The organism is Flavihumibacter fluminis (genome assembly GCF_021491375.1).
Taxonomy (GTDB): domain Bacteria; phylum Bacteroidota; class Bacteroidia; order Chitinophagales; family Chitinophagaceae; genus Flavihumibacter; species Flavihumibacter fluminis.
The window spans coordinates 68,002-91,212 of record NZ_JAKEVY010000007.1; the positions used below are offsets into that span (position 1 = coordinate 68,002).

The following is a 23,211-nucleotide window of genomic DNA, read 5'->3' on the forward strand; positions in this document are numbered from 1 at the left end:
TAAATATGCACACCCTCGCTGCCATGCATTCCGTTGTACAGGATCAGCTGAATTACCAGCTGTATTCCGATGAGGAGTCGAGGGTTCTGCATATTTCTGATTCGCTGGTACCACATCTTTCCTTTGCATTGGAATCCGGTAAAAACCGGCTGGACGATTTAATGCATCTCGATGCCAATGCAAGTGCTTTACTCCGGCATGCTACTCAGACCAGGCAACCGGTTCATTTCAGAGCTTCCATCCGAAAAGAAGCAGGAGTCTTATTGCCGGCTTACTGGACCGTAATACCACAATCATCAAATGATGGCTACAGATGGTATGGCTTTCCACCTCAAGAGAAAAATGAATCTGAAAATCGCTTGCATGAAATTGAAAGAACCTTATCCTCTTTGCATGATATCGTATTTGAAATAGATGAAAACGGCGTATTTGCCAATTTTTGGGTAGATGATATTAATAAACTCTTTCTATCACCAGCAGGATTTCTTGGAAAGGAATTGGAAGAAGTTATAAACGGTTTCCCACCCCCGGTTTCTGAAAAACTATTGCACGCTTATAGAACAGCCAGAATCAGTCAGGAAAAATTTTCGGTGGAATATCCTTCCTGGAACGATGATTCCTGGTATATGTGCCGCTTTATGCCTGTTAGGTATGCTGACAATTCCTACGCCGGAATGATAATCGTAATTACAGATATCACCCAGTCCAAGAAACTCGAAAAAAATCTCCGGGAAAGCGAGTTGCAGTACAGAGATCTGTTTGAAAACGCTCATGATATTATTTATACCATCGATTTTGATGGTTTGGTACAATCCTTTAACAGGCAGGCAGAAAACCTGCTGGAATATGATAAGCAGGAAATTAATGGGCAACGGTCACATGTTTTCTTTTCCCCGGAAAGACTGGAGCAGGCAGTTGAACTGGGAAATCTGAAAAGGAATGGTATATCAACAGACACATTTTATGAATCGGAATTCATTTCAAAATCCGGAAAACGGATTCCGGTAGAAATAAACTCCAGGGTAATTTTTCGGAATGGTCAACCGGTTGGTATTCATGTAACGGCGAAGGATATCCGCGTTCAGAAACAGGCAGCTCTCGAACTGGCAAAAAGTGAAGCCAAATACAGATTCCTGGCCGAACATTCCCGTGATCTGATTTGTCTGCACCGTCCAAATGGCGACTATATCTATATTTCTCCTTCCATACAACCAATTCTGGGATACGACCGGGAAGAACTAATCGGAAGGTCACCCTATGATTTTATTCATCCGGAGGATGCTGCAACAGTTGTTCAGGACGCGCATAATAATAATGAAAAGGGGATTGAATCTCCATCCGTTCAATTCCGGTTACGAAAAAAGAATGGCGACTATGTTTGGCTGGAATCAGTTTCCAAACCCATCATGGAGGACGGAGAACTTATTTTTATTCAAACCAATAGTCGGGATATTACCGAACGCAGGCATTCTGAAGAAAAACTGCGCTTAAGTGAGGAACGTTTTAAAGCGCTTTTTCAAAACTCCCTGGATGTTGTAATGATTATTTCTGAACACGGGATGCTTGAAAATGCCACACCCAGTTTCGAAAAGCAATTGGGTTATACTGTGTCAGATTGGATTGGTAGGTCAGTGCAGGAACTGGTGCATCCTGAACAGGTTACAGTATTTAATAAAGCGATTGAAACCATACTCCATCAAAAAGATTCAGATCTCGTACTTCGCATTCAATTTAAAAATAAGGACCAGCACTGGATATGGATGGAGTTAAAGGCGGCATCGGCAATAGCCACGCCAACCATTCAGGGAATAATTGTGAGTCTGCGTAATATTTCTGAATACATCGAAATCGAAAAAACCCTGCAGCATTATTCAGACCGGATTACCGGAATGTTGCACAGTATCACAGACGGTTTTATTGCGGTTGACCGGAACTTTATTATAACTATGTTCAATGCAGTTGCGCAGGAAGCACTGCAGCATAATTACAACCTGGTGGTTGGAGCTAATTTGTGGAGCCTTTTCCCTGAAGCACTGGACTCACAAAGTTTTCAGTCGCTTCAGCTCGCCATGAATGAAAATTCAACCATTCGGTATGAACAACACATTGATTCATTGCAAAAATGGTTTGATGTAAGTGCATTCCCCTATGATGAAGGATTGTTTATCTATTTTAAAGATGTAACCAATCGCAAAAAACAGGAGAAGCTGGTGCAATTGGAAAAAGAGGTGCTTGAAATGCATACCGGATCACAGGCCAGTTTGCAGAAAATGGCCGATCACCTGCTTCGGGGAGTGGAGTCCATCAGCAACCGGTTTTACTGCGCAGTATGTATCGTTAAAAACAACCTGAGAGATGCTGAACTGCTTGCTGCGCCAAGCCTGCCAAAATTATTCTGGGATTTTACCAACAATACACCGCTGGAACCAGAGCTGACTACCTGCGGCAGAGCCATACTTCATAAGAAACCAGTACAAATTCCTGATGTTGCTGCATCAGATCTTGCAGATACAACCAGGCAGGGTGCTGCATCCCTGGGCATTCGGGCAACATTGTCCATTCCAATGATCAGCACCAGGAACGAAATTTTAGGAACCTTTGCCGTTTATTTCCTGGATGCCCGTAGCGCATCAACAGACGAGACAGAAGTACTGAGCAGGCTTACTCATTTGCTGACCATGATTATTGAAAACAAACAGGCAGCAGAGAAATTGTGGATTAGTAATGAACGTTATCTCCTTGCCACCAAAGCCAGTAATGAAGCCATTTGGGATTGGGATGCGGTGGAGCAGGTTTCCTTTTGGGGAGAAGGTTTTAATACCCTGTTTGGTTATCCATCGATGTTTTACACCGGATCATCGCAAAACTGGGAGAATAAAATTCATCCGGAGGATCGCGATCGGGTATTAAAGTTGATTCAAAAATATCTGGACGGAGAAAAAAAAGGACTGTACAAGACAGAATATCGTTTTTTGAAAGCAGATGGAACCTATGCCCTTGTGATTGATAAAGGCTACTGTCTCTATGATGAGAAGGGCATAGTAATTCGTATGATAGGATCAACAGAAGACATCACTGAACGAAAGCTTCTTGAAGAAAAATTACTGCAGCAGGAAATTCACAAACAACAGCAGATTGCACAGGCAGTGGTGGACGTTCAGGAAAATGAACGTGCGGAAATTGGAAAGGAATTACATGATAATGTGAACCAGCTGCTAACCACGGCAAAACTCTTTCTTGAATTGGCACGAAACGATGTTTCCATGCAGGAAAGCATGCTGAAAAGAAGTTCGGATACCATCATGAATGCGATCAACGAGATCCGGAAAATCAGCCGTTCCCTGATGCCGGCAAGCCTGAGCGATCTTGGACTTATCTCCTCAATTAACGACCTCATCGAAAATATCACCTTGTCGCGTCAATTACATGCCGAGTTCAAATACGATAAGAACATAGAAAAGCGTTTGAGGGCCAAAGAAAAGTTGATGTTTTTTCGGATCATACAGGAACAGGCCAATAATGTACTTAAACACGCTGACGCCAGCCACCTTTTAATCAGTATTACCAATCACCGGCAATTAACCCGTTTGGAGATCAAAGACAATGGGAAAGGGTTCGACCTCGAGACAGCCCGGAAAAAAGAAGGAATCGGTATGTTGAACATTATGAGCCGCGCAGCTATCTTTAATGCCAAAGTAGAAATTATAACGGCACCCGGAAAAGGATGTCATTTAGTTATAGATTTGCCCTATTCCTCTAAAAAAACAATACCAGAATGAAAAAAGTCTCAATCCTGATTGTTGACGACCACAAACTTATCCGTGAAACCTGGAGCTTTATTCTTGGAAGTGATGACCGTTTTGAAGTTATTGCCGATTGTGGTGACCCGGATGAAGCCATCAAAGTGGCCGCCGAAAAGAAACCCAATGTGGTGCTGATGGATATCAACATGATCCCCATGAGCGGCTTCGATGCTACTGAACAGATCAAGAAAGTAAGTCCTGAAACTCGTATCATAGGTGTTTCCATGCATTCTCAACCGGCCTATGCACGAAAAATGCTTCAGGTAGGAGCGCATGGTTATGTAACCAAAAACAGCAGTCGCGAGGAAATGGTAAAAGCCATCCTGGAGGTGGATAAGGGAAATAAGTACATCTGCGACGAAATCCGAAATATCATTTCGGAACAATTAACCGAAACAGAACCACAGGGACCGGATATCCAGAGTTTGACCGACCGGGAAATCCAGATCATCGGATTTATCAAAAAAGGACATTCCTCCCGGGAGATTGCTGCAGAGCTCGATATTTCACTTAAAACTGTAGAAGTTCATCGCCATAATATTCTAAAAAAACTAAAGTTAAAGAATACGGCTGCGCTCGTGAATTTCATCAATAGTAACCCAAGCTTATATTGAATTGACCTTCGCTGAAAAAGCGATACAATACTTTGCCAGGCTTAAGCCACCGGGTAGGTTGCCACCCGGTGTGCAGCCACTTTATCCGCATAAAGACCCCGCTGTTCAGGCAGTAATCAGGGAGTTTTTTAGCAGGTATTATTCCGATGAGCAACAGCGTACAATGCTGATCGGAATAAATCCAGGGCGGATGGGGGCTGGAATAACCGGTGTAAATTTTACAGCTCCCCGTCAACTTGCTCAGTTCCTGGGTATACCTCATCCCTGGTCGGATTCTTCTGAACTTTCCGCTGAATTTATTTATGATGTGGTGTCCGCTTATGGAGGCCCCATTGCATTTTTCAGCCAATTTTACCTGGGCTCTGTCAGCCCAATCGGTTTCGTCCGCGATGGGAAAAACCTGAATTATTACGATGATCCGCTGCTTCAGGAAAGGATCAGGCCCTATGCGCTTAAACAGTTAAAAGCCCAAATTGATTTTGGTGTCCGCAGGTCGGTAGCCATCTGCATCGGGGGTGATAAAAACCTGAAATTCCTGCAGGCCCTGAACGATGAACACAAGCTTTTCAATGAGCTGAGAGTGGTGCCTCATCCGCGATTTATCCAGCAATACCGCCGTTCAGCAAAACAATCCTACGTTCAACAATATTTGGATGAACTCTTGTATTGCATTAAAAAATAATACTAGCTTCGCATTCTTATTTTCTGTTTTATGATTTTCTAATTGGCCGGCACCTCCGGCACTGATCCTATCGGATCACAACTTTACAGAACCTCCAGGTTCTTTTACCAAACTGGCCTTCCTGGCCTATTTGTTATTCTTTAGTACGTAAACAATGCGAAATAATAATTCTACTACCTTAAAATCGGGTAGCATCTGGACCATTATCAAAACTGCACTTCGGGGTGAAGAGCAGGACTATACAACCGGTAGCATTCGCCGGGCGGTATTCTTATTAGCCATTCCCATGGTTATCGAAATGGGCATGGAGAGTGTTTTTGCCATCGTGGATCTTTATTTTGTCGGTCAACTTCCCGACAGCCAGCACAATATCCAAACAGTCGGTTTAACCGAATCGGTATTATCGCTGGTCTATGCCATGGCAATCGGTGTAAGTATGGCAGCAACTGCTATGGTAGCCAGAAGAGTAGGTGAAAAAGATAAAAAAGGGGCGGCTCACGCAGCAATGCAATCTCTCCTGGTTGGAATTGGTATTGCAGTGGCAGTGAGCATAGTTGGACTTGTACTGGCGCCTGATATCCTGCGCTGGATGGGTGCAGAACCGGAAACGGTTCGGATTGGTACGCCTTATACCAGGCTGATGATGGGCACCAGCCTGGTGATTACTTTGCTCTTCCTGATCAATGGAATTTTCCGGGGTGCCGGAGATGCGTCCATGGCTATGAAAAGCCTGATGATCGCCAATATTGCCAATATTCTGCTCTGTCCGATCCTCATCCTCGGATGGGGCCCAATACCCGGAATGGGATTGATTGGTGCTGCACTGGCTACCACTATTGGCCGGGGAATAGGCGTTTGCTACCAACTTTATTACCTGTTCCGGGGAAACACGATGGTGAATCTTAGGCTGGCGACCTGGCTGCCCGATTGGAAGGTGATCCGCTCACTTTTCAAAATTGCAGCCCCCGGTACGGCACAGTTCATTATCGGATCCTGTTCCTGGATATTCCTGGCTAAGCTGGTTGCTGAAACAGGCCATTCTGCTGCTTCCGCAGGGTACCAGACCGCTATTCGGATTATGGTATTTTTTATTCTGCCTGCCTGGGGTATGTCCAATGCAGCTGCAACATTGGTGGGACAAAACCTCGGTGCCCGGAAACCGGATCGTGCTGTTCAGTCGGTTTATGCTACCGCGCGATATAATGCCATTTTTATGGGAATAGTAATGCTGGTGTTTTTTGCTGCCGCGGAATGGGTTGTTGGTTTTTTTACCCATGAACCTGAAGTAAAACGAATCGGAACCCAGGCCCTGCAAATCATGAGTGCCGGATTTATTTTCTACGGTATCGGAATGGTGATGGCCAATGCGTTCAATGGTGCAGGAGACACCAAAACTCCAACGAGAATCAACCTGGTAGGTTTCTGGTTTTTCCAGATTCCTCTGGCTTATATCCTTTCCAAACCATTAGGACTTGGCCCACTTGGTGTATTTATTGCCATACCAGTGGCCGAAACTTCCATTACCATCGCGGCCTGGATACTTTTTTTGAAAGGCCGATGGAAAGATGTTGTCATATAATGGTAAATTAGAACATGAGTTATTTAAACGCTGATAAACTCCGCCAGGTAGTTTTTTTGTTGATGCTGCTCTTGCTGGGCGGCATCCTTTTTTTCGAGCTAAGAGCCTTTTTGCCTGCCGCTCTCGGAGCTTTTACTTTATTTATTCTGATGAACCGCTGGATGCGTATCCTCGTGATCAGAGGATGGAAACCTTCGCTGGCAGCAGCTTCTTTAATGCTGCTTTCATTTATGATTATTGTGCTTCCCATAGCAGGAGTTATCAGTATGCTGGTTAATAGACTGAAAGGATCGGGTATCCAATTGCAGCAGGCTGTAGAGGCCATTGGGAAATTCATTGAAAACCTCGAACAGAAGGTCGGCTTCCAATTGATCAGTGAACAATCCATGTCCAAATTAGGAGGACTTGCTGCACAGGAACTGCCAATCCTGCTGGGAGCCACTTTTAATACGCTTACAACCCTGGTGGTGATGTATTTTATATTGTACTTCATGCTGATGGGTGGCCGCAATTCAGAGTACAATATTTTTCAATGGCTGCCTATGTCGCGTAAGAATCAGCATCAGTTGCAGGAACAGATTAACTCACTTGTTTTCTCCAATGCAATCGGAATTCCGCTGATTGCCATCATCCAGGGTATAATCGGATTAGGAGGTTATTTGCTGATGGGGGTAAAAGAGCCTTTTTTATGGTTTGCGATTACCTGTATTGGTTCCATGATCCCGATCATTGGTGCAGCTATCGCCTATATCCCGCTGGCAATTATCTTTTTTGTAGAAGGTAATACCTGGATGGGGGTAGCAATGCTGATATTTGGTTTCGGTGTCATCGGCACATCCGATAATATTTTCCGGTTCTGGTTACAAAAGAAAATCGGGGACGTGCATCCGTTAATCACCGTATTTGGAGTAATTCTGGGTATTAATTTATTCGGGTTTATCGGACTGGTTTTTGGACCCTTGCTGATTTCTGTTTTTATTCTGCTCATTCGGATTTATCAACTGGAATTTACAGAAGCAGAGCAGATTCCGGAGTTCACGGAAAATGAATCAATTTAAATATTTGTTCTTCAACTGAGTTTTTTGAATTCTTTTGGATTTTACGTAAAAACACGCACACTATTTGCAAGTTAGCGCCCGTTATTACAATCCAATTGTCCATGAATTACAAAATATCCAAACGTACCCTAAGGGCAACAGTGTTTTTTGTCCTGTTGTCAATTCATCTGATGGTTCCTAGCAATGTGACCACCAGTATGGCCGCTAAAAATGGCCCGGCTAGATTATTAGCTTCTGTTTCAATGCCTGCTCCGGTTGTAGATACACTAAAACCTTCCATCTCCAAACTGGAATTGCCTGCAAAGGATGTTGTACTGCTTGCAGCGGATTCAATTTATTCCAACCTGGGACTCGCACGCAAGGGGCTATCGCGACAAGCTTTTCAATTTGCCTGGAAAGGATATAAGAACCTGCTTTCTAAAGGAAAAATCCGCCGGGATGATGTGTTATCCATTTGTGATTTCAGTCAGTCTTCCAAACGCAGGAGATTATATATCATTGATGTGGAAGCGCAAAAATTACTGATGCATACTTTTGTAGCACATGGACGCAACTCGGGTTCTGAGTTTGCCCGTAATTTTTCCAATCGTCCGGAATCTCACCAGAGCAGTCTTGGGTTTTATGTAACCCGATCAACTTATTATGGAGAGCATGGATTATCATTAAAAATTGACGGACTTGAAAGAGGAATTAACGATAAAGCATTGGCCCGTCATATTGTTGTACATGGATCGGATTATGTTGGCAAGGAGTTTCTCAAGTCTAACAAAATGACCGGAAGAAGTTATGGATGTCCGGCGGTTCCCCAGGAACTTGCTCCGAAAATTATTGAAACGATCAAGCAGGGTTCCTGTTTGTTTATCTATCATCCCTCAAAGAAATACCTGAATTCGTCAAAAATTCTTAACGTTTAGCTTGGACATAGACAAAGGCTGGTTTGGACACCCCTAAGCAAGAGCTCAATCCGTAGATTGGGCTTTTCTTTTTATATTCAGGAAAATTAGTATATCAACAAGTGTCAAATCAATCATCCTGCCTGAATTGTAGTTTGGATTCTATTGAAGGAGCCAATTACTGCAGCAACTGCGGACAAGCCCTTAATACACATCGTTTTAGCTTCAGTCATATTCTTCATGAATTTTTTCATGCGTTTACGCACACAGATAAAAGCGTATTTGGCCTGATTTCCGGTTTAGCTCTTCGTCCGGGTATTCTGGTTAGGGAATATCTCAATGGGAAACGAAAAAAATATTTTAATCCCTTTACTTTTTTATTACTGGTAGCTGCCTTTTCCATACTGGTTCTTGGTTGGGTTGGGGAGTTTCATAAGGATAGTGTTCCTGCTGGATCAGTTAAGCCATCTGCATCTGGTAAGTCTATTGATCCTAATATGCTGGAAATTGCCAGGCGGGCGAAGAAAGTTGGTGAATTCATGAATAAAAGACAGAATCTTGTGATGCTCATCGCTGTACCTTTCATTGCCCTTGTATATTTCCTGGCTTACAAAAAAACAGGCTTGAATTATGCAGAACACCTGGTTGCCAATGTGTTTTTTAATGCATTTGTGATTTTGTTCAGCTCTGTCCTTTTTTATCCTTTAATGGCATTTTTCCGACAGCCACCGGCTATGTATTGGGTGCTGGTTCCTATGCTGCTAAGTCATTGTTTGTACTATGCATTTGCCTATGGGCAACTGCTGCAGGTAAAGGGTTGGATGGGCTGGGTACGGGTTTTTATGGTAAGTGCGTTGGCCATTATACTGTGGTCTTCCCTCACACGCACAATAATTGGATTGTATATCCAGGGGGGCTAAAAGGCAGAGATTGTTATATGACAACAACAGCAATCGCCAGGGATATAAGACCAGTAAGGTAGCCGGCAATTAATTCCTTGTAATCATGTTCACCCAATATCAGTCTCGCAGTACCAACCATGCCTGTGATGAGAATGGCTACCATCAGCGGTAAACCCATCGGAATAAAACTGATCCAGGCCTGGTAAAGAAAAAAGCCTGACAGGACTCCCATGGCAATTCCATGCAGACTGATCTTCATAAAATTATTGGCAGTAAGTGCAATGATGCTGGACACAAATACCGCACATAACATCTGTACCAGTTCTGTCGGATTATCGCCCTGGTTTTTAGCCACATAGAAAATCCAGAAATAAAACACCATGGAGGCGATGATCGGGATAATTCGCTCCTTCTGTGTTTTCAACCGTATACTGGTGGCAAAACCTAGTTGTTTGAGAAGGAAAACCGTAAATGCAGGAAAGAAAGCTGTACTTACAAAAACTGACGTCAGTTTGATTTTTTTATACAGGTCTGAGTCTCCTGCAAATGCGAACGGGTGTAAGAAAAGCAGGAATGCCGCTATATAACTGGGTATAAATAGGGGATGAAAAACAATGGATACCACATGTGCAAAGGCACGAGGGAGCCAACCCTGCCTGCTACCTGATCCCAGATCCATATTGGCTTGATTCATTATAATTCCTTTCTTAATCGAGCAACCGGAATGTTTAGTTGTTCCCGGTATTTTGCCACTGTTCTGCGTGCAATGTTATAACCTTTTTCCTGTAATAGTTCGGTTAAACGTTCATCGCTCAGTGGTTTTCTTTTGTGTTCACCGGCCACCAGATCACTCAGGATCTTTTTAACTTCACGGGTGCTTACTTCCTCGCCACTATCCGTACTGAGACTTTCACTGAAAAAGAATTTTAACCGATAGGTCCCAAATTCGGTTTGTACAAACTTGCTGTTGGCAACCCGGCTTACCGTAGAGATGTCTAGCCCGGTTCTTTCCGCAATATCCTTGAGAATCATTGGGCGGAGTGTGGTTTCATCGCCCGTGAGAAAAAATTCATACTGGTAATCCAGTATGGTTTGCATGGTCATCATCAGGGTTTGCTGCCGTTGTTTGATGGCATCAATAAACCATTTGGCTGCATCAATTTTTTGCTTGATGAACATGACGGCTTCCTTCTGTCGCTTGTCTTTCTTTGTGCCACGATCATATTCTTTCAACATATCCCGGTATCCTTCACTTACACGCAGGTCAGGGGCATTCTTGCTGTTTAATGTTATCTCGAGCTTACCGCCTGTATTGTAAATGAAGAAATCAGGAACCACATAACTTTCCGCTTTGTTGACTTCCCCTACATTGCCTCCGGGTTTGGGACTCAGCCGAATGATTTGCTGTATAATCTGTTTTAGTTCTTCATCGTCAATATTCAATCCGCGTTGTATCTTATCGTAATGTTTTTTGGTAAACTCGTCGAAATAGTTCGTTAGAATTTCGATGGCTCCCTGAACAGCAGTGCCTTCATGTTTTTTGCGTTCCAGCTGCAGCAGCAGACATTCCTGCAGATTTCGGGCAGCAACTCCAGCAGGATCAAACTGTTGTATAAGGGAGATTAATTCTTCAATTTCTTCTTCGGAAGCTTCAATGTTCTGACGAAAAGCAAGGTCGTCCTGAATCGATGTGGTTTCCCTGCGCAGGTAACCATCATCATCAATACTACCTACTATCTGTTCGGCAATTTTACGCCGGCGATCGTCCAATGTAAGCATACCCAGTTGATCAGCGAGCAAATCATGGAGGGTAGATTCAATTTTAAAGGGCGTTACCTGCTTGTCATCCATTTCCGGATAATTATCATCCCTTAACCGGTAATCTGCAATATCATCATCCCCTTCAGAAACATATTCGCTGATGTCAATATTGTCATACTCTTCTTCCGACCCTTCGGTTTCAAATTCATCTTCTGCAGATTCAAATTCATCCCTTGTTTCATCGAAACTATCATCACTTGCTTCATCTGATTGTTCCAGGGCCGGGTTCTCTTCCAATTCTTCCTTGATCCGCTCTTCCAGGTTGGCCGTTGGCACCTGCAAAAGCTTCATCAACTGAATCTGCTGGGGAGACAGTTTTTGTAGTAATTTCTGCTGTAAACTTTGACCTAATGCCATTCGTTATGTTCAGGGTTTATACGCTTCTTTTTTGAAAAGGCGCGCTATCCACAAAAATCAGGCCGTAAATTACACAATAAGTTGGAGTAGGGGTGAAATCTTTCCTTAAAATAATGATAATGCTCGGCACCTGTTGGTCGCCAGTCTTTGCAAATGCTCAATCAGCGCGCGTTTGGAAGGATTTTGACGAATATGTTACGATTCGGGTTCGGTTCAGGAATGTACAGGATAAACCTTCAAAAACTCCTAATTTTAGGGATTTGGCTTTTAAAATTTACAAGCTGCCGGAGGAGTCAGTTGACGTTCAATCTGTTCTCCTCAAACCAGGCCTGCAGCAGCCATTGGGAATAAAATCAATTGCACCTGATTTTATTCTTTCTCAATGGGGGATAATTTGCGTGGGGGAATATCGGTTGCAACAAAAAACCGGGCTTCCGCTCCGGTTTCGTTTGGGTTCCTTGGAATATGTAAATGCGCTTGAAGGCAAATAAGCTCAATAAGTAAGAGATCTTGGGTTGGGGGCCATCCATTCCATTGAAGGGATGGTAGCGGGATCCCGGTAATAGTTATTCTTCAGGCTGTCGTTCCATCCATTTGGATTCTTTTCAAAACTTTTACTGCTGAAATAGATTACTCCATGCATATTGGGGGTGTTTCGCACAGCCTGGATCATTCGGGGCAGTTGGTTGGGGTCCTTCCAGGCACTGTTAGAGCCTGCCCTATAAATCCCCAATCCGATATAACAATGTTTGCCATAGGTGTTCTTGCTCCACCAGTCCAGCAATACTTCAAATGCTGCAGCTTTGTGACCGAATTCCCAATACAACTGCGGTGCTACATAATCGATCCAGCCTTCTTTTAGCCAGAGTAATATATCGGCATAAAGGTCGTCATAGTTGGTTTGTCCGGCTGAAGTAGCGCTGCCCCGGGGATCCTTATCATTATTACGCCAAACACCAAACGGAGATATCCCGAATTTCACCCAGGGTTTTTCAGCTTTTATTGCAATTGCAAGATGGCGGATAATAGAATCCACATTACTTCTTCTCCATTCATCCACGCTCATGCCTACCCCGAAAACTTTATAGGATTTCTGGTCGGGGAACTCTTTACCTGCGATGCGGTAAGGATAGAAGTAGTCATCAAAGTGAATGCCGTCAACCGGGTATCTTTTTACCAGATCACGCACAATGTTTACTACAAACTGTTGGGCATTCTTATTACCCGGATCGAAATATTTTTTATCGCCATAAGTCAGAAACCACTCAGGAAAGGTCCTTGTGATATGATTGGGGTCTGTCAGGGTGGTTTTTATATTGAATACGGCGCGGTAAGGATTCAGCCATGCATGAAATTCCATACCTCTTTGATGGGCCTCGTTAATCATGAATTGAAGCGGGTCATAGTAAGGCACAGGTGGTTTTCCCTGTTTGCCGGTTAACCATTCACTCCAGGGCTCGTAGGGAGAGGGGTAGAATGCGTCAGCAGCCGGACGAACCTGTGCGATTACTGCATTGAGTCCGTTTTTTTTATGCATTTCCAGCATCCGTATATATTCCTCTCTTTGTTTGGCCGGATCGGTAGTGCCTTTTGTAGGCCAGTCGATATTGGTAACAGTGGCAATCCAGGCTGCTCTGAATTCATTGGTGGCAGAGCCAACTTCCATAGGTGGCGGTTTAGGTGCTGCAGGTTGCTGAGCGATTACCAGGGTAGAGAGAAATAGGATACTGATTGCTGATAGCAATGATTGTTTTACTGACATGATTCTGTTTTCGGTTAATCCTGACTGTTGCGAAGTTTATCGAGCAGGTTGTTTAATTCGTTGGCCTCTTTTTCATTGAGGTTTTTTAGCAGGCTGTCCCATTCGTTTTCATGTTTATCCATTTCAGTAAGTAACAATTGTCCTTTTTCCGATATGGTAACATCAACGAGCCGGCGGTCGGTGCTGCAAATAACTTTGCTGACCAGTCCTTTTTTTACCAGGCGATCTACTATTCTTGAGGTATCGCTCATTTTATCCAGCATCCGCTGCCTGATCTGCAAGGTGCTGAGTGGTTCACCTGCCCCACGCAAAATCCGCAGGATATTAAACTGCTGGTTGGTCAGGTCGTACTGGTCCAGGTGTTTACGGGTATTTTCCATCAGCCAGTTATAGGAAAAGATCAGGTTGATCATGGCTTTCTGATGCTCATTCCTGAATTTCCGCTGGTTGATGTCTTTGTTAATACTCATAACAGGTATGTTCAGGTTTAAAATTACTGAAAATGAAATTAAACGAATTGGAGTTACTCATCCCCAGACGCGTGTTCCCTCTGAGCAGTTGGCGCAAATATCGATATTAGCGCGACTTTTAAGCAGTGCGGATCGGAATTTTTGGTAAGTAGGATCCTCCCATATTTCTCGAAAACTGGCTTTTTTAAGATCGCCGAGGCGATGTTGTGCATCTTTGTCAAAACAACAGGGTACTACCAACCCGTCCCAGGTTATTACCGTTGCATGCCAGGCCCTCCAGCAATGATTCAGCAACTTGTTTTTAAATGCATACTGACCATCCTTGTTTTTCTTATACCTGCTGTATTTCTCTATCGTTGGAATCAGTTGATTGGGATCGTTTTCATAGTCATATACCTGGGCAGTCTTCAGCCAGATATCATCCACGCCTACTGATTTTGCCAATGCTTTTGCATCCTCAATCTGGTGTTCATTTGGTTTTACTACGAGGAATTGAAATACAACAAATGGTTTTTGTGAGCCCATTTCTTTTTTGGCCTGTACTATGTTTCGTGCACCCTGTAGTACTTTTTCCAATTTGCCGCCTATCCTGTATTGCTGATATACTTCCTGGGTGGTCCCATCAATTGAAATGATGAGGCGATCCAGGCCGCTCTCCACTGTTTTCCTTGCATTGGTTTCGGTAAGGTAATGTGCATTGGTGGATGTGGCTGTATATATTCCCTTTTCGGATGCATACTTCACCATGTCAAGGAACTCCGGATTCAGGTAGGGTTCACCCTGGAAATAAAACACCAGGTAAAATAAGTCCTTGTATAATTGATCAATGGTATTGCGGAAAAAATTAGGCTGCAACATTCCGGTCGGACGTGTGAAGGCTCTTAGTCCGCTTGGGCATTCCGGACAGCGAAGATTGCAGGAAGTGGTCGGCTCCACGCTAATGGAAATCGGAACTCCCCATTGTACGGCTTTCCCGCTGTATTTGCTGATATAATAACTGCTGAGCACTTTTGCAGCGTTCCATGCCCTTCGGACACTCATCTTGCGCAGCATATTCATCGAGTCTCTAAAATGAAACGGCATTGGCCAAAGATACAATCCTGGCTTCACACCGCCCCTGCCGGATGCTATCTCCCGGGTGGAGTGAAGTAAATACCTATTTTTGCGCGCGATGGCAAAAAAGAAAAAAGGTCAGGAATCCGGACCTAAATATTTACTGGCAGTGCTTGTTCTGGTACTGGTCGGCTTTTTAGCCTGGTGGTGGTTCGCTACATCGGAACCTGATTTTGAACATTACGATGATTTTGGAATTGAAATACCAACCAATTTTCAAATTCATGGAATTGATGTGTCCAAATACCAACAGCGCATCAATTGGGAAGCGGTAAAGGCGATGCGGGCAGAAGATGTGAAAATCGGATTTGTCTTCATAAAAGCCACCGAAGGTTTGGGTAATATGGACCAGCAATTCCGGCGCAACTGGAAGCATGCCAAAGAAGCCGGTTTGCCAAGAGGAGCGTATCATTTTTTTATTGCACCCAAAAGCGGTGCTGAACAGGCAGAAAATTTTATTCGTCGCGTGGAACTGGAAAAAGGAGATTTGCCTCCTGTTTTGGATGTTGAACAAACCTATGGGGTTAGCAATTCCAGGCTGAGGTCGGAAGTGAAAGCCTTTCTCGATCGGCTGGAAGCACATTATGGCGTTAAGCCCATCATTTATACTAATGTTGATTTTTATAATCGGCACTTAAAAGATGAATTTGACAGCTACCCGCTCTGGGTGGCACATTATCTTAAAAAAGACCGGCCCCGAATCGCGCGGAACTGGGCCTTTTGGCAATACAGCGAAACCGGAAGGGTTAGCGGTATCCGAGGGAAAGTGGATTTCAACGTCTTTAACGGAGATTCAACAGATTTTCGCGACCTGCTGATAGAGTAGTAGCTTTGAAAAAAATCAAGTATGAGCGGAATGGAACAAGATGCCCGGGACCTGCTGTATAAAACACTGATGACAGTTTCCATAGGAGCACTCTGGATGCTGCTCAACATGACTATTGGGTTATATGCCGGATGGTTTTTCTTTGATGAAACTCCCAAAGCGGGTAACTATATCTGTTATATTTTCGCCCTCGGTTCTTTTATCTGGATGATCCGTTACTTTTATAAAATGTGGTCCTCAAAATCCTGAACCCTCGTCCCCTTCCCCGGCTCCTCCGTCTCCCGTCTCCTTTGTCTCCCGTCTCCATTCTCCTTCTTCCATTCCTCCCTCTTCTCCCGTCTCACATATATTTTCTCTTTCTGCTCTTTCGGTACTTCTCATTTATGATTTCAGCCATTGGCTTTTCATACACTTTGCTTTCAACCCAGGAAATGATGTCCAGGTAAGCAAATGCCCTGGTTTCAAAACGGTCTTTTTCCAGGTGCTTGATTTTATGCAGGAACTTTTCCAGCTCTGGTTTCATTTTTCTTGGAGATACGCCAAATGAATGGCGGATAAAACGGAACATTTCTTCTTCCACTACCGTCAGATTTTTCATTTTCGCCATAAAGCGATAGACGGATTTAATCAGTGATTCGATGATCTCATCATTTCCCAGCTCATAATGAGCAAGCATGTGCATCAGTCGGGCATAACTTTGCAGATCTATCCGCAGATCCGCTGATGTGTCATTGATGATCTTCTGCAGGAAATCAATACTGGTATTGTAATCTCCACTTCCGAAATACAAGGTCGCCAGTTTATAATTGAAAACCACAATCCGGTGCGGGTCAACATAGAGCGCATACTCATCCAGGTTAGTTAATACCCTGTCTACCATTTTGAGTCCTTCCTTAAAGGTTCCTGTCATCAGGTGCCAGTTTAACCTGGCACTATTGATGTAGATGCTGGTATGGATCCTGAAATTATCGTGTTGGAGTGCAATCGGCGTGTGTGAAAAAGCCTCAAACTCTTCCAGCACTTTTTCAAACAATTGATAATTCCGAAGGTCAAAATGGGCATTCAAAAGGTTGTGCATTCCCTTGATGTAGTGACCTAATTCCACCTTTTTCATGACCTCATTTTCATCAAAGAGATCTACCCATTTCTGGGCATACCGGTAATACATCAGGAAATCCTGCCGGATAAACGCATACCAGGTGTAACTCTGGTACAGATAGAGTCGTTCGTAAAAATCCGTCAGCTGAAATGCATCTTCCGGCAATTGCTCTTTAAAAAACTGCCGGATGCCTGCTTCATCTTTTTCATTGCGGGCATGACCATGTTTGGTGTACCAGCCATATAATCTCAACGCCAGGTTGGAAAGCCGTGTTACACGATCTATATGTCCACTTATCTCCAATGCTTCCTGGGTTAGCTTTTCTGTTTTTTCCTGGATGCTTCGGGTAATATGCAGGGTTTCAATTTTCTTCTCAAGTGAAATCACCTGTGCCAGGTAGTTAAATTTGCCATTGGCTTTAGCGATCTCCCTTGCTCTTTCCAGAATTTTAAGCGCCTGGTGCTTCAAACCTTTATTGTAAAGTATCCTGGCATTATCAAGTTGTTCAGACAATTGAAGTTCCAGGGTGTCTGTGCTTTTGAGATCCCGTAAGCTGGCCAGTACCTGCTTGTATAAATGGGTTTTAATATTGTTTAGCTGTGGTTTCTGGATGGACGGCAGTTTTTTCAACAATATCCGTTCATCATACTCTGCTAGTTTATCCAATGCGTCAAATAATTCAACAATTTTAAGGTCCTCTTTCGCCGAACTCCGCTTGATATAAAGCTTGAAATGCCTTTTTTCTGCCTTGTGAAGTGATTTTATGAGTTGAAAAAGAGAGTCGGTAGATCGGTTGGACATCATTAACTTATTTTCTGCAAATCCTTGCTGGATAAGGGTTTAACTGCAAAAATATCCTTTTTGGAGTAATAAACCGGTTCAAATTTTGATTTTCGGGAAGAAAATTCCCGGGCTACTTTTACATCATCAAACGGGAAATCAGAAAACGGCCCGGCCTTACATCGGAACGCAAATTAGAAGCAAACGGTGAAAAAATATGGCAGGCAATCGTTAGAAGCAAAGCATCGTAGAGGCCGTAATCCCGAATCCTGAAAAGGAACAAAGACAAGATTCGAAGATTTTTTTATATGGCAAGCAATCGTTAGAGGTCGACTGTGTCTACAGTGGACCTTCTTTTTTTAATGGCGACGTGAAAATAGGGGTCTCCAATCACATAACAAAGAAATTGGTTAAAATTTTTTAACAATTAGGTAATTTATCCTTCCCTGTTGCCATTTATCATTTGTAGTTCTGATTTATGTAAAATTCTTTTCCCAACCGGTTTTATTGAGGCATATTGAGATTCTAAATAGAATTCATGAGAAAAATTGCCTTTTTGATTCCGGCTGCGCTTTTATTGGCCACCGGATCATTTGCACAAAAAAAAGGGAAAAAGGATGCTCCTCCTCCCGCAGCTGATACCGCAAAAAAAGCACCTCCCGCACCACCGGCAAAACCTACTGTAAAGGATAAAACCAAATCAAGCAAAAAGCATGAAGGGTTGTTCACACTTTACCAGGATACTGTTACGGGTTCGGTGCAACTGTATATCCGCAAAGATCAATTAGGAAAAGAATATCTCTATCAGAGTTTCTCAATGGGCGGACCAACAGCTTTATTCCTGCATCAGAATATGATTCGTGCTACCTTCCCATTCAAGGTTGAAAAATCGTTCGATAAGCTGGAGTTCAAACAAATGAATACCAACTTTTACTACGATAAAAACAATGCGGTTAGTCGAGCTGAAAATGTTGACGTTAGTGAAGCCGTTATGTTTGCCGAAAAGGTAGTGATAGAAGACAGCCTTGGCTACCTGATAGCAGCAGACGGTCTCCTGCTGGGCGATAAACTCGACCCTGTAAAACCTATGATGCCACCCGGATTACCTCCCGGTGCCGTTTTCAACTTGGGCAACCTGAATCCCTCCAAATCAAAATATGGACTGGTTCGTTCTTTCCCCAATAATACCGACGTGCTGGTTGAACTTGCTTATGATAATCCTATGCCGTTTAATGGTGGAGGAAAGGACATAACAGATGCCCGTTATGTGCGCGTGAAAATGCAACATTCCTTTCTGGAACTTCCGAAGAATGATTTTCGCGCACGCCGCGATGATCCCAGAGTTGGTTATTTTGGATCAGAGGTGGATGACCTGACTTCTCTTTCACCAACTCCCTATAAAGACATCATCAATCGCTGGCACCTGGTAAAAAAAGATCCGAATGCTGCTCTCAGTGAGCCGGTAGAGCCAATTGTATGGTGGATTGAAAATACTACTCCCGTTGAACTTCGCCCGATTATAAAAGAAGCTGGAGAAAAATGGAATGAAGCCTTCGAAGCAGCCGGATTTAAAAATGCGGTTGTTATGAAGATCATGCCGGACAATGCGGATTGGGATCCTGCAGATATCCGTTACAATGTTATTCGTTGGGTTAGCTCTGCCAATCCTCCTTATGGTGCCATCGGACCCAGCTTTACCAACCCCCGTACTGGTCAGATCCTCGGAGCTGATATCACGGTAGAATGGAAATCGGGAGCCGGTGCTGTAGTTCAGGATGATTTGTTTAATGGAGGGATGAGTGCCGCAGTAACGCTGCCCTGGGAAAACCCTGAAGCTGCCATGAATGCTTCACAGGCTCATGGAAGTTTCCAGGTAAATGGTATGAAACAACACCTGAACTGTTCAATCGCACAGGAACTTAGCCTGCAGTTTCAAACCGGGATTGCTACCATTGCAACCCTGGATGATGAGGATCGTCAGACTGCAGAGGTAAAAGAACTTCATAAGCAATTCCTGTATTACCTGATCCTGCATGAAATGGGGCACACCCTTGGACTGAACCACAATATGAAGGCGAGTCAGATGCTGAGCCCAACTGAAGTGCACGATCTGTCTATTACGCGTAAAATCGGTTTACAAGGTTCTGTGATGGATTACCCTTCACTCAACGTCAACAGCAATCGTGCGAAACAGGGTGATTATTATACTACTAAAGTTGGCCCATATGATGTTTGGGCTATCCAGTATGGTTATACCCCATTCAGTGCGGCTGAAGAAGAAAGAGAACTGAATAAAATTCTTTCCCGTAGCACCGATCCTCAATTGACTTTCGGAAACGATGCGGATGATATGAGAGCGCCTGGGAAAGCCATCGATCCCCGTGTTATGGTGAACGATATGAGTAATGATATGGTCGCTTATGCAGAAGATCGCCTCAAACTGGTTAACTCCATGATGCCGAAACTGCAAGCCCGTTTTGCCAAGCCGGATCAAAGCTATGCTGAGCTTCGCTCCCGTTACTATCAATTGATGGGCCAGCGTGCCCAGATGGTAAACGCGGTTAGCCGTTATATCGGTGGTGTTTATGTGGATCGCAGTTTTGCCGGACAAAAGTCAAACGCTAAACCATTTACTCCGGTTTCTGAAGCCTATCAGAAAAAAGCGATGGCTTTGCTCAATACCTATCTGTTTGCTCCCAATGCTTTTGCTGCAGATGCCAGCCTGTTCCCTTACCTGCAGATGCAGCGTCGTGGATTTGGTTTCTTCAATGGTACGGAAGATGTAAAACCCTCCAATACCATTGCGAGCATCCAGCTGAGCACTCTGGCGCATATCCTCCATCCGGTAACACTGACCCGTATCAACAACAGTGGTCTTTACGGAAACACTTATAGTGTTGCTGAAGTGTTGGGCGATCTGTCAAAGGCAATTTTCCAGGCTGATCTGGGTGGCAGCGTGAACCTGTATCGTCAGAACCTGCAGACTGAATTCGTTAAAGGTGCTGCCGCTATTGTAGAAGCAAAAACCGGATATGACAATGCCTCCAAGGCAGCAGCTTTACATACATTGAAAAAAGTAAAAGCTATGCTGGCAGGAGCTGCAAGTCCTGATGAGCAAACCCGTGCACACCGAACCAACCTGGTATTCCTGATCGATAAAGCAATAACTGTTAAGTAAGTAGAAACTTTAGATAAAACAAACAACCCCGCCAAAAACGGGGTTGTTTGTTTTTGGAAACTGTTCATTCATCGAAAAAATTGAAAGCAGGGTTCATTTTAAAATACTAAAGGACTGCAGCCCCCGTTATGATCCTTAGTAAAATCCCTGCCCATGAAACGCATTATAACAGTGCTGTCCCTGGCCGCATTCGGTTTAGGCGCCTGTGAAAAGGTTGATAAGCTGACCCAGTTTACGGTAACAGATCGTACCGAATTAAAAATTGAAGCGGGTGCCGCAACCCTGCTGCCATATGATTTGTATACTCCTCCTGTATATTCTGAGGCAAGTCGCGAACTCACATTCAATAATACCAAAGCAGAAATGCTGGAGTCAGTTAAACTCCAGGAATTCAGAATGGTGATCACGCAACCTTTTGGAAGAAGCTGGGATTTCTTGAAAGATATTGAAGTGTTTATTGACGCAGACCAACTGCCGGAAACCAAAATCGCATTCGAAACAGATATTACTGATCAGATCAATGCAATCCTGCTCCTGAAAACAGCAGATGTTCAATTAACTGATTACCTAAAAAAAGGAACCTATATTATCAAGACAAGACTGACTACAGACAAACTAATTACGGATGACCTGGATGTCAGTATAACTACAAAATTTGCAGTAGATGCGAAAGTCCTGGGTTTATAACCCGGGACTTTTTTTGATCCTTCTCCACGACTGATAAAATACCACAATTAGCAGTATCCCAATTCCTATAGTGGCTGTCCTGGCTAGTAAAGGCTCATCATTTTGCTTAAAATAAATTCCGTACAATGCCCAGCAAATTACCAATGCATAGGCAGAATCGCTCCATTTAAGCAAGAAAAGAAGTCCCAGTACTACTGCCACTACCATCATTATGGCTGCCCAGCTTACGGGTGATAAGAACCCTCCTTCCCAACCACTATGAACAAGCAGGGCTGTGGTGTTCGCTATGGTAGCAACGCTGATCCATCCAAGGTAAACGCTGAAGGGTACCTGAAGAAAGAAATAAGCGGTGCTGGAAAAATTGGACCGGTTATCAAGCAGCAAGCGATAGATAATGATAAGGGTAACCAGAAATGCCAGCATCACGAGCAGGGATAATTGAATCTGCAGGTAATGCCACATAAAAATCCAGCTACAGTTGATGATGCAGGTTATGATAAAATAAGCCAACAATTTCGAAAGCATGGATTCCAGCGATCGGTTTTCGGTTTTACTGAATGCATACCAGATACTATAACCGCAAAAGGAGATCAGCAACAGATAGATAATTGACCAGATGCTGAAAGTGAAACCTGCCGGAACAAAATAATTCGGGTATAGATCCGAAATGGCGCCGGTACTCATCTGGTTGATAGGTAACAGAACTGCAAGTGCATTTACTACCAATACGGTTACCATCAAGATAGCTGCAACTACTGAATTTGTTCTTAGTGAATTATTCATATTGTCTGTTTGGGTCTTTGTATAGAATTGCAACAACCAGGCCTTTGCTTGGTTGAGTGGGAATTTCCAAAATTTTGGCTAGATTTCAGAATAAACCCAAACCCATGTCGCCCCGGGACTATATTCTGCCGTATTATACCCTGGTTCATCACCTTCAGCAAACTGTGGGTGCCAATCGGGAAGAATTAATGAACGCGCTTCAACAGGCGGGTTGCGAGCTGAGTTTGCGGACATTTCAGCGACTATTGGAATCGCTTCGGTCTGACCTGGGAATCCGGATTTCATATGATGCAAGTACCAATCAGTATCATCTGGAGGAGATGCCGGAAGGGCAATTGGGGAATTTCTTCCGCTATTGTAAGTATATGCAGGAAGCAGGCTTTATTCTGGATTTGCTGAAAACCCGGGCCGGGGAGGACAAATCGGTATATATTACTCCCGTGCAGGGCACCGCGGGTGCGGAATGGCTTTCGCAGCTCACGGAAGCAATCAATGAGAAAAAAATCCTTCGCCTGACCCTGAGCCAGAATAAAGGAGAAGACAATAAAACGTATTCGATTTTGCCGGTAGCAATAAAACAAGAGGATGAAACATGGGTTCTGCTGGCCTGGCAGCCCAAGAAAGAAAAGTGGAGGCAGATAAAGGCTGAACGGATAGTGGAACTTCAGACAAAAGCTCCAGGTACTGATATTGACCCCCCGCAGCAAAAGGAGGCCGTTCGGCAATTTAAAGTCACAGATAAACAGTCCAGGAAATAGGCCGGCCAGGGTGAATTTAATAGCAGCATCGGTTGATATGCAGGTG

At 43.8% G+C, this 23,211-nt stretch carries 19 protein-coding genes; 12 read left to right on the forward strand and 7 right to left on the reverse strand.

Annotation, left to right across the window (positions count from 1 at the left end; translation table 11 throughout):
• The first annotated feature begins 5 nt into the window (after positions 1-5).
• From L0U88_RS19795 to L0U88_RS19825, 7 genes are all read left to right on the forward strand, one after another.
• On the forward strand, positions 6-3,779 hold the full coding sequence (locus L0U88_RS19795; RefSeq protein ID WP_234868461.1) for a PAS domain S-box protein: 3,774 nt from the start codon (positions 6-8) through the stop codon (positions 3,777-3,779).
• Positions 3,776-4,417: a response regulator transcription factor gene (locus L0U88_RS19800; RefSeq protein ID WP_234868463.1), complete on the forward strand. Its 642-nt coding sequence runs from the start codon at positions 3,776-3,778 to the stop codon at positions 4,415-4,417. The genes L0U88_RS19795 and L0U88_RS19800 overlap by 4 nt, the downstream gene beginning before the upstream one ends.
• Position 4,418: 1 nt before the next feature.
• The gene (locus L0U88_RS19805; RefSeq protein WP_234868465.1) at positions 4,419-5,099 is read left to right on the forward strand and encodes a uracil-DNA glycosylase family protein; all 681 of its coding nucleotides are present in this window, start codon (positions 4,419-4,421) and stop codon (positions 5,097-5,099) included.
• 154 nt (positions 5,100-5,253) lie between these two features.
• Positions 5,254-6,678 carry an MATE family efflux transporter gene (locus L0U88_RS19810; RefSeq protein WP_234868467.1) on the forward strand — a complete coding sequence of 475 codons (1,425 nt, stop codon included), beginning with the start codon at positions 5,254-5,256 and terminating at the stop codon, positions 6,676-6,678.
• Positions 6,679-6,692: 14 nt separating this feature from the next.
• Positions 6,693-7,736, forward strand: coding sequence for an AI-2E family transporter (locus tag L0U88_RS19815; protein WP_234868469.1), 1,044 nt, complete (start codon positions 6,693-6,695; stop codon positions 7,734-7,736).
• 101 nt (positions 7,737-7,837) lie between these two features.
• A complete protein-coding gene (locus L0U88_RS19820; protein ID WP_234868470.1) occupies positions 7,838-8,650 on the forward strand; it encodes a murein L,D-transpeptidase catalytic domain family protein in 813 nt (270 codons plus the stop codon).
• A gap of 101 nt (positions 8,651-8,751) precedes the next feature.
• Entirely contained in the window at positions 8,752-9,549 is a 798-nt protein-coding gene (locus tag L0U88_RS19825; RefSeq protein WP_234868472.1) for a DUF3667 domain-containing protein, read from the forward strand.
• 13 nt (positions 9,550-9,562) lie between these two features.
• Here the strand turns inward: L0U88_RS19825 and L0U88_RS19830 are convergent, their stop codons facing one another.
• The 5 genes from L0U88_RS19830 to L0U88_RS19850 all read right to left on the reverse strand — a co-directional run bounded on the left by L0U88_RS19830 (position 9,563) and on the right by L0U88_RS19850 (position 14,982).
• Complete coding sequence (locus L0U88_RS19830; protein WP_234868474.1) at positions 9,563-10,225, reverse strand: hypothetical protein; 663 nt, start codon at positions 10,223-10,225, stop codon at positions 9,563-9,565.
• Positions 10,225-11,709: an RNA polymerase factor sigma-54 gene (gene rpoN / locus L0U88_RS19835; protein ID WP_234868476.1), complete on the reverse strand. Its 1,485-nt coding sequence runs from the start codon at positions 11,707-11,709 to the stop codon at positions 10,225-10,227. Before rpoN ends, L0U88_RS19830 begins: the two co-directional genes overlap by 1 nt.
• A gap of 493 nt (positions 11,710-12,202) precedes the next feature.
• Positions 12,203-13,471, reverse strand: coding sequence for a glycoside hydrolase family 10-like protein (locus L0U88_RS19840; RefSeq protein WP_234868478.1), 1,269 nt, complete (start codon positions 13,469-13,471; stop codon positions 12,203-12,205).
• A gap of 14 nt (positions 13,472-13,485) precedes the next feature.
• Positions 13,486-13,941 (reverse strand): MarR family winged helix-turn-helix transcriptional regulator, encoded by a 456-nt coding sequence (locus L0U88_RS19845; RefSeq protein ID WP_234868480.1) that lies wholly within the window; start codon positions 13,939-13,941, stop codon positions 13,486-13,488.
• Positions 13,942-13,998: 57 nt separating this feature from the next.
• Positions 13,999-14,982 (reverse strand): SPASM domain-containing protein, encoded by a 984-nt coding sequence (locus L0U88_RS19850; protein ID WP_234868482.1) that lies wholly within the window; start codon positions 14,980-14,982, stop codon positions 13,999-14,001.
• Between the two features lie 130 nt (positions 14,983-15,112).
• On the opposite strand from L0U88_RS19850, the gene L0U88_RS19855 reads away from it, so the two are divergent.
• Together L0U88_RS19855 and L0U88_RS19860 are read left to right on the forward strand one after the other, a co-directional pair.
• On the forward strand, positions 15,113-15,880 hold the full coding sequence (locus L0U88_RS19855; protein WP_234868484.1) for a glycoside hydrolase family 25 protein: 768 nt from the start codon (positions 15,113-15,115) through the stop codon (positions 15,878-15,880).
• 21 nt (positions 15,881-15,901) lie between these two features.
• Complete coding sequence (locus L0U88_RS19860; protein ID WP_234868486.1) at positions 15,902-16,129, forward strand: hypothetical protein; 228 nt, start codon at positions 15,902-15,904, stop codon at positions 16,127-16,129.
• A 91-nt stretch (positions 16,130-16,220) separates the two neighbouring features.
• Here the strand turns inward: L0U88_RS19860 and L0U88_RS19865 are convergent, their stop codons facing one another.
• Entirely contained in the window at positions 16,221-17,783 is a 1,563-nt protein-coding gene (locus L0U88_RS19865; RefSeq protein WP_234868488.1) for a hypothetical protein, read from the reverse strand.
• A 514-nt stretch (positions 17,784-18,297) separates the two neighbouring features.
• Here L0U88_RS19865 and L0U88_RS19870 point away from each other — a divergent pair.
• Both L0U88_RS19870 and L0U88_RS19875 read left to right on the forward strand, forming a co-directional pair.
• A complete protein-coding gene (locus L0U88_RS19870) occupies positions 18,298-20,937 on the forward strand; it encodes a zinc-dependent metalloprotease (RefSeq protein WP_234868490.1) in 2,640 nt (879 codons plus the stop codon).
• 153 nt (positions 20,938-21,090) lie between these two features.
• Positions 21,091-21,624, forward strand: coding sequence for a hypothetical protein (locus tag L0U88_RS19875; protein WP_234868492.1), 534 nt, complete (start codon positions 21,091-21,093; stop codon positions 21,622-21,624).
• Here the strand turns inward: L0U88_RS19875 and L0U88_RS19880 are convergent.
• Entirely contained in the window at positions 21,619-22,407 is a 789-nt protein-coding gene (locus tag L0U88_RS19880; protein WP_234868494.1) for a TspO/MBR family protein, read from the reverse strand. The genes L0U88_RS19875 and L0U88_RS19880 overlap by 6 nt on opposite strands.
• A 74-nt stretch (positions 22,408-22,481) precedes the next feature.
• Between L0U88_RS19880 and L0U88_RS19885 the strand changes: the two genes are divergently transcribed.
• On the forward strand, positions 22,482-23,165 hold the full coding sequence (locus L0U88_RS19885; RefSeq protein WP_234868495.1) for a WYL domain-containing protein: 684 nt from the start codon (positions 22,482-22,484) through the stop codon (positions 23,163-23,165).
• Positions 23,166-23,211 lie beyond the last annotated feature (46 nt).

Excerpts from the sequence above, each read along its gene's own strand:
- L0U88_RS19795 (WP_234868461.1), top strand. The coding sequence starts at position 6 with ATGCACACCCTCGCTGCCATGCATTCCGTTGTACAGGATCAGCTGAAT.
- L0U88_RS19800 (WP_234868463.1), top strand. The coding sequence starts at position 3,776 with ATGAAAAAAGTCTCAATCCTGATTGTTGACGACCACAAACTTATCCGT.
- L0U88_RS19810 (WP_234868467.1), top strand. The coding sequence starts at position 5,254 with ATGCGAAATAATAATTCTACTACCTTAAAATCGGGTAGCATCTGGACC.
- L0U88_RS19815 (WP_234868469.1), top strand. The coding sequence starts at position 6,693 with ATGAGTTATTTAAACGCTGATAAACTCCGCCAGGTAGTTTTTTTGTTG.
- L0U88_RS19820 (WP_234868470.1), top strand. The coding sequence starts at position 7,838 with ATGAATTACAAAATATCCAAACGTACCCTAAGGGCAACAGTGTTTTTT.
- L0U88_RS19830 (WP_234868474.1), bottom strand. The coding sequence starts at position 10,225 with ATGAATCAAGCCAATATGGATCTGGGATCAGGTAGCAGGCAGGGTTGG.
- rpoN (WP_234868476.1), bottom strand. The coding sequence starts at position 11,709 with ATGGCATTAGGTCAAAGTTTACAGCAGAAATTACTACAAAAACTGTCT.
- L0U88_RS19840 (WP_234868478.1), bottom strand. The coding sequence starts at position 13,471 with ATGTCAGTAAAACAATCATTGCTATCAGCAATCAGTATCCTATTTCTC.
- L0U88_RS19845 (WP_234868480.1), bottom strand. The coding sequence starts at position 13,941 with ATGAGTATTAACAAAGACATCAACCAGCGGAAATTCAGGAATGAGCAT.
- L0U88_RS19850 (WP_234868482.1), bottom strand. The coding sequence starts at position 14,982 with ATGAGTGTCCGAAGGGCATGGAACGCTGCAAAAGTGCTCAGCAGTTAT.
- L0U88_RS19855 (WP_234868484.1), top strand. The coding sequence starts at position 15,113 with ATGGCAAAAAAGAAAAAAGGTCAGGAATCCGGACCTAAATATTTACTG.
- L0U88_RS19860 (WP_234868486.1), top strand. The coding sequence starts at position 15,902 with ATGAGCGGAATGGAACAAGATGCCCGGGACCTGCTGTATAAAACACTG.
- L0U88_RS19865 (WP_234868488.1), bottom strand. The coding sequence starts at position 17,783 with ATGATGTCCAACCGATCTACCGACTCTCTTTTTCAACTCATAAAATCA.
- L0U88_RS19870 (WP_234868490.1), top strand. The coding sequence starts at position 18,298 with ATGAGAAAAATTGCCTTTTTGATTCCGGCTGCGCTTTTATTGGCCACC.
- L0U88_RS19875 (WP_234868492.1), top strand. The coding sequence starts at position 21,091 with ATGAAACGCATTATAACAGTGCTGTCCCTGGCCGCATTCGGTTTAGGC.
- L0U88_RS19880 (WP_234868494.1), bottom strand. The coding sequence starts at position 22,407 with ATGAATAATTCACTAAGAACAAATTCAGTAGTTGCAGCTATCTTGATG.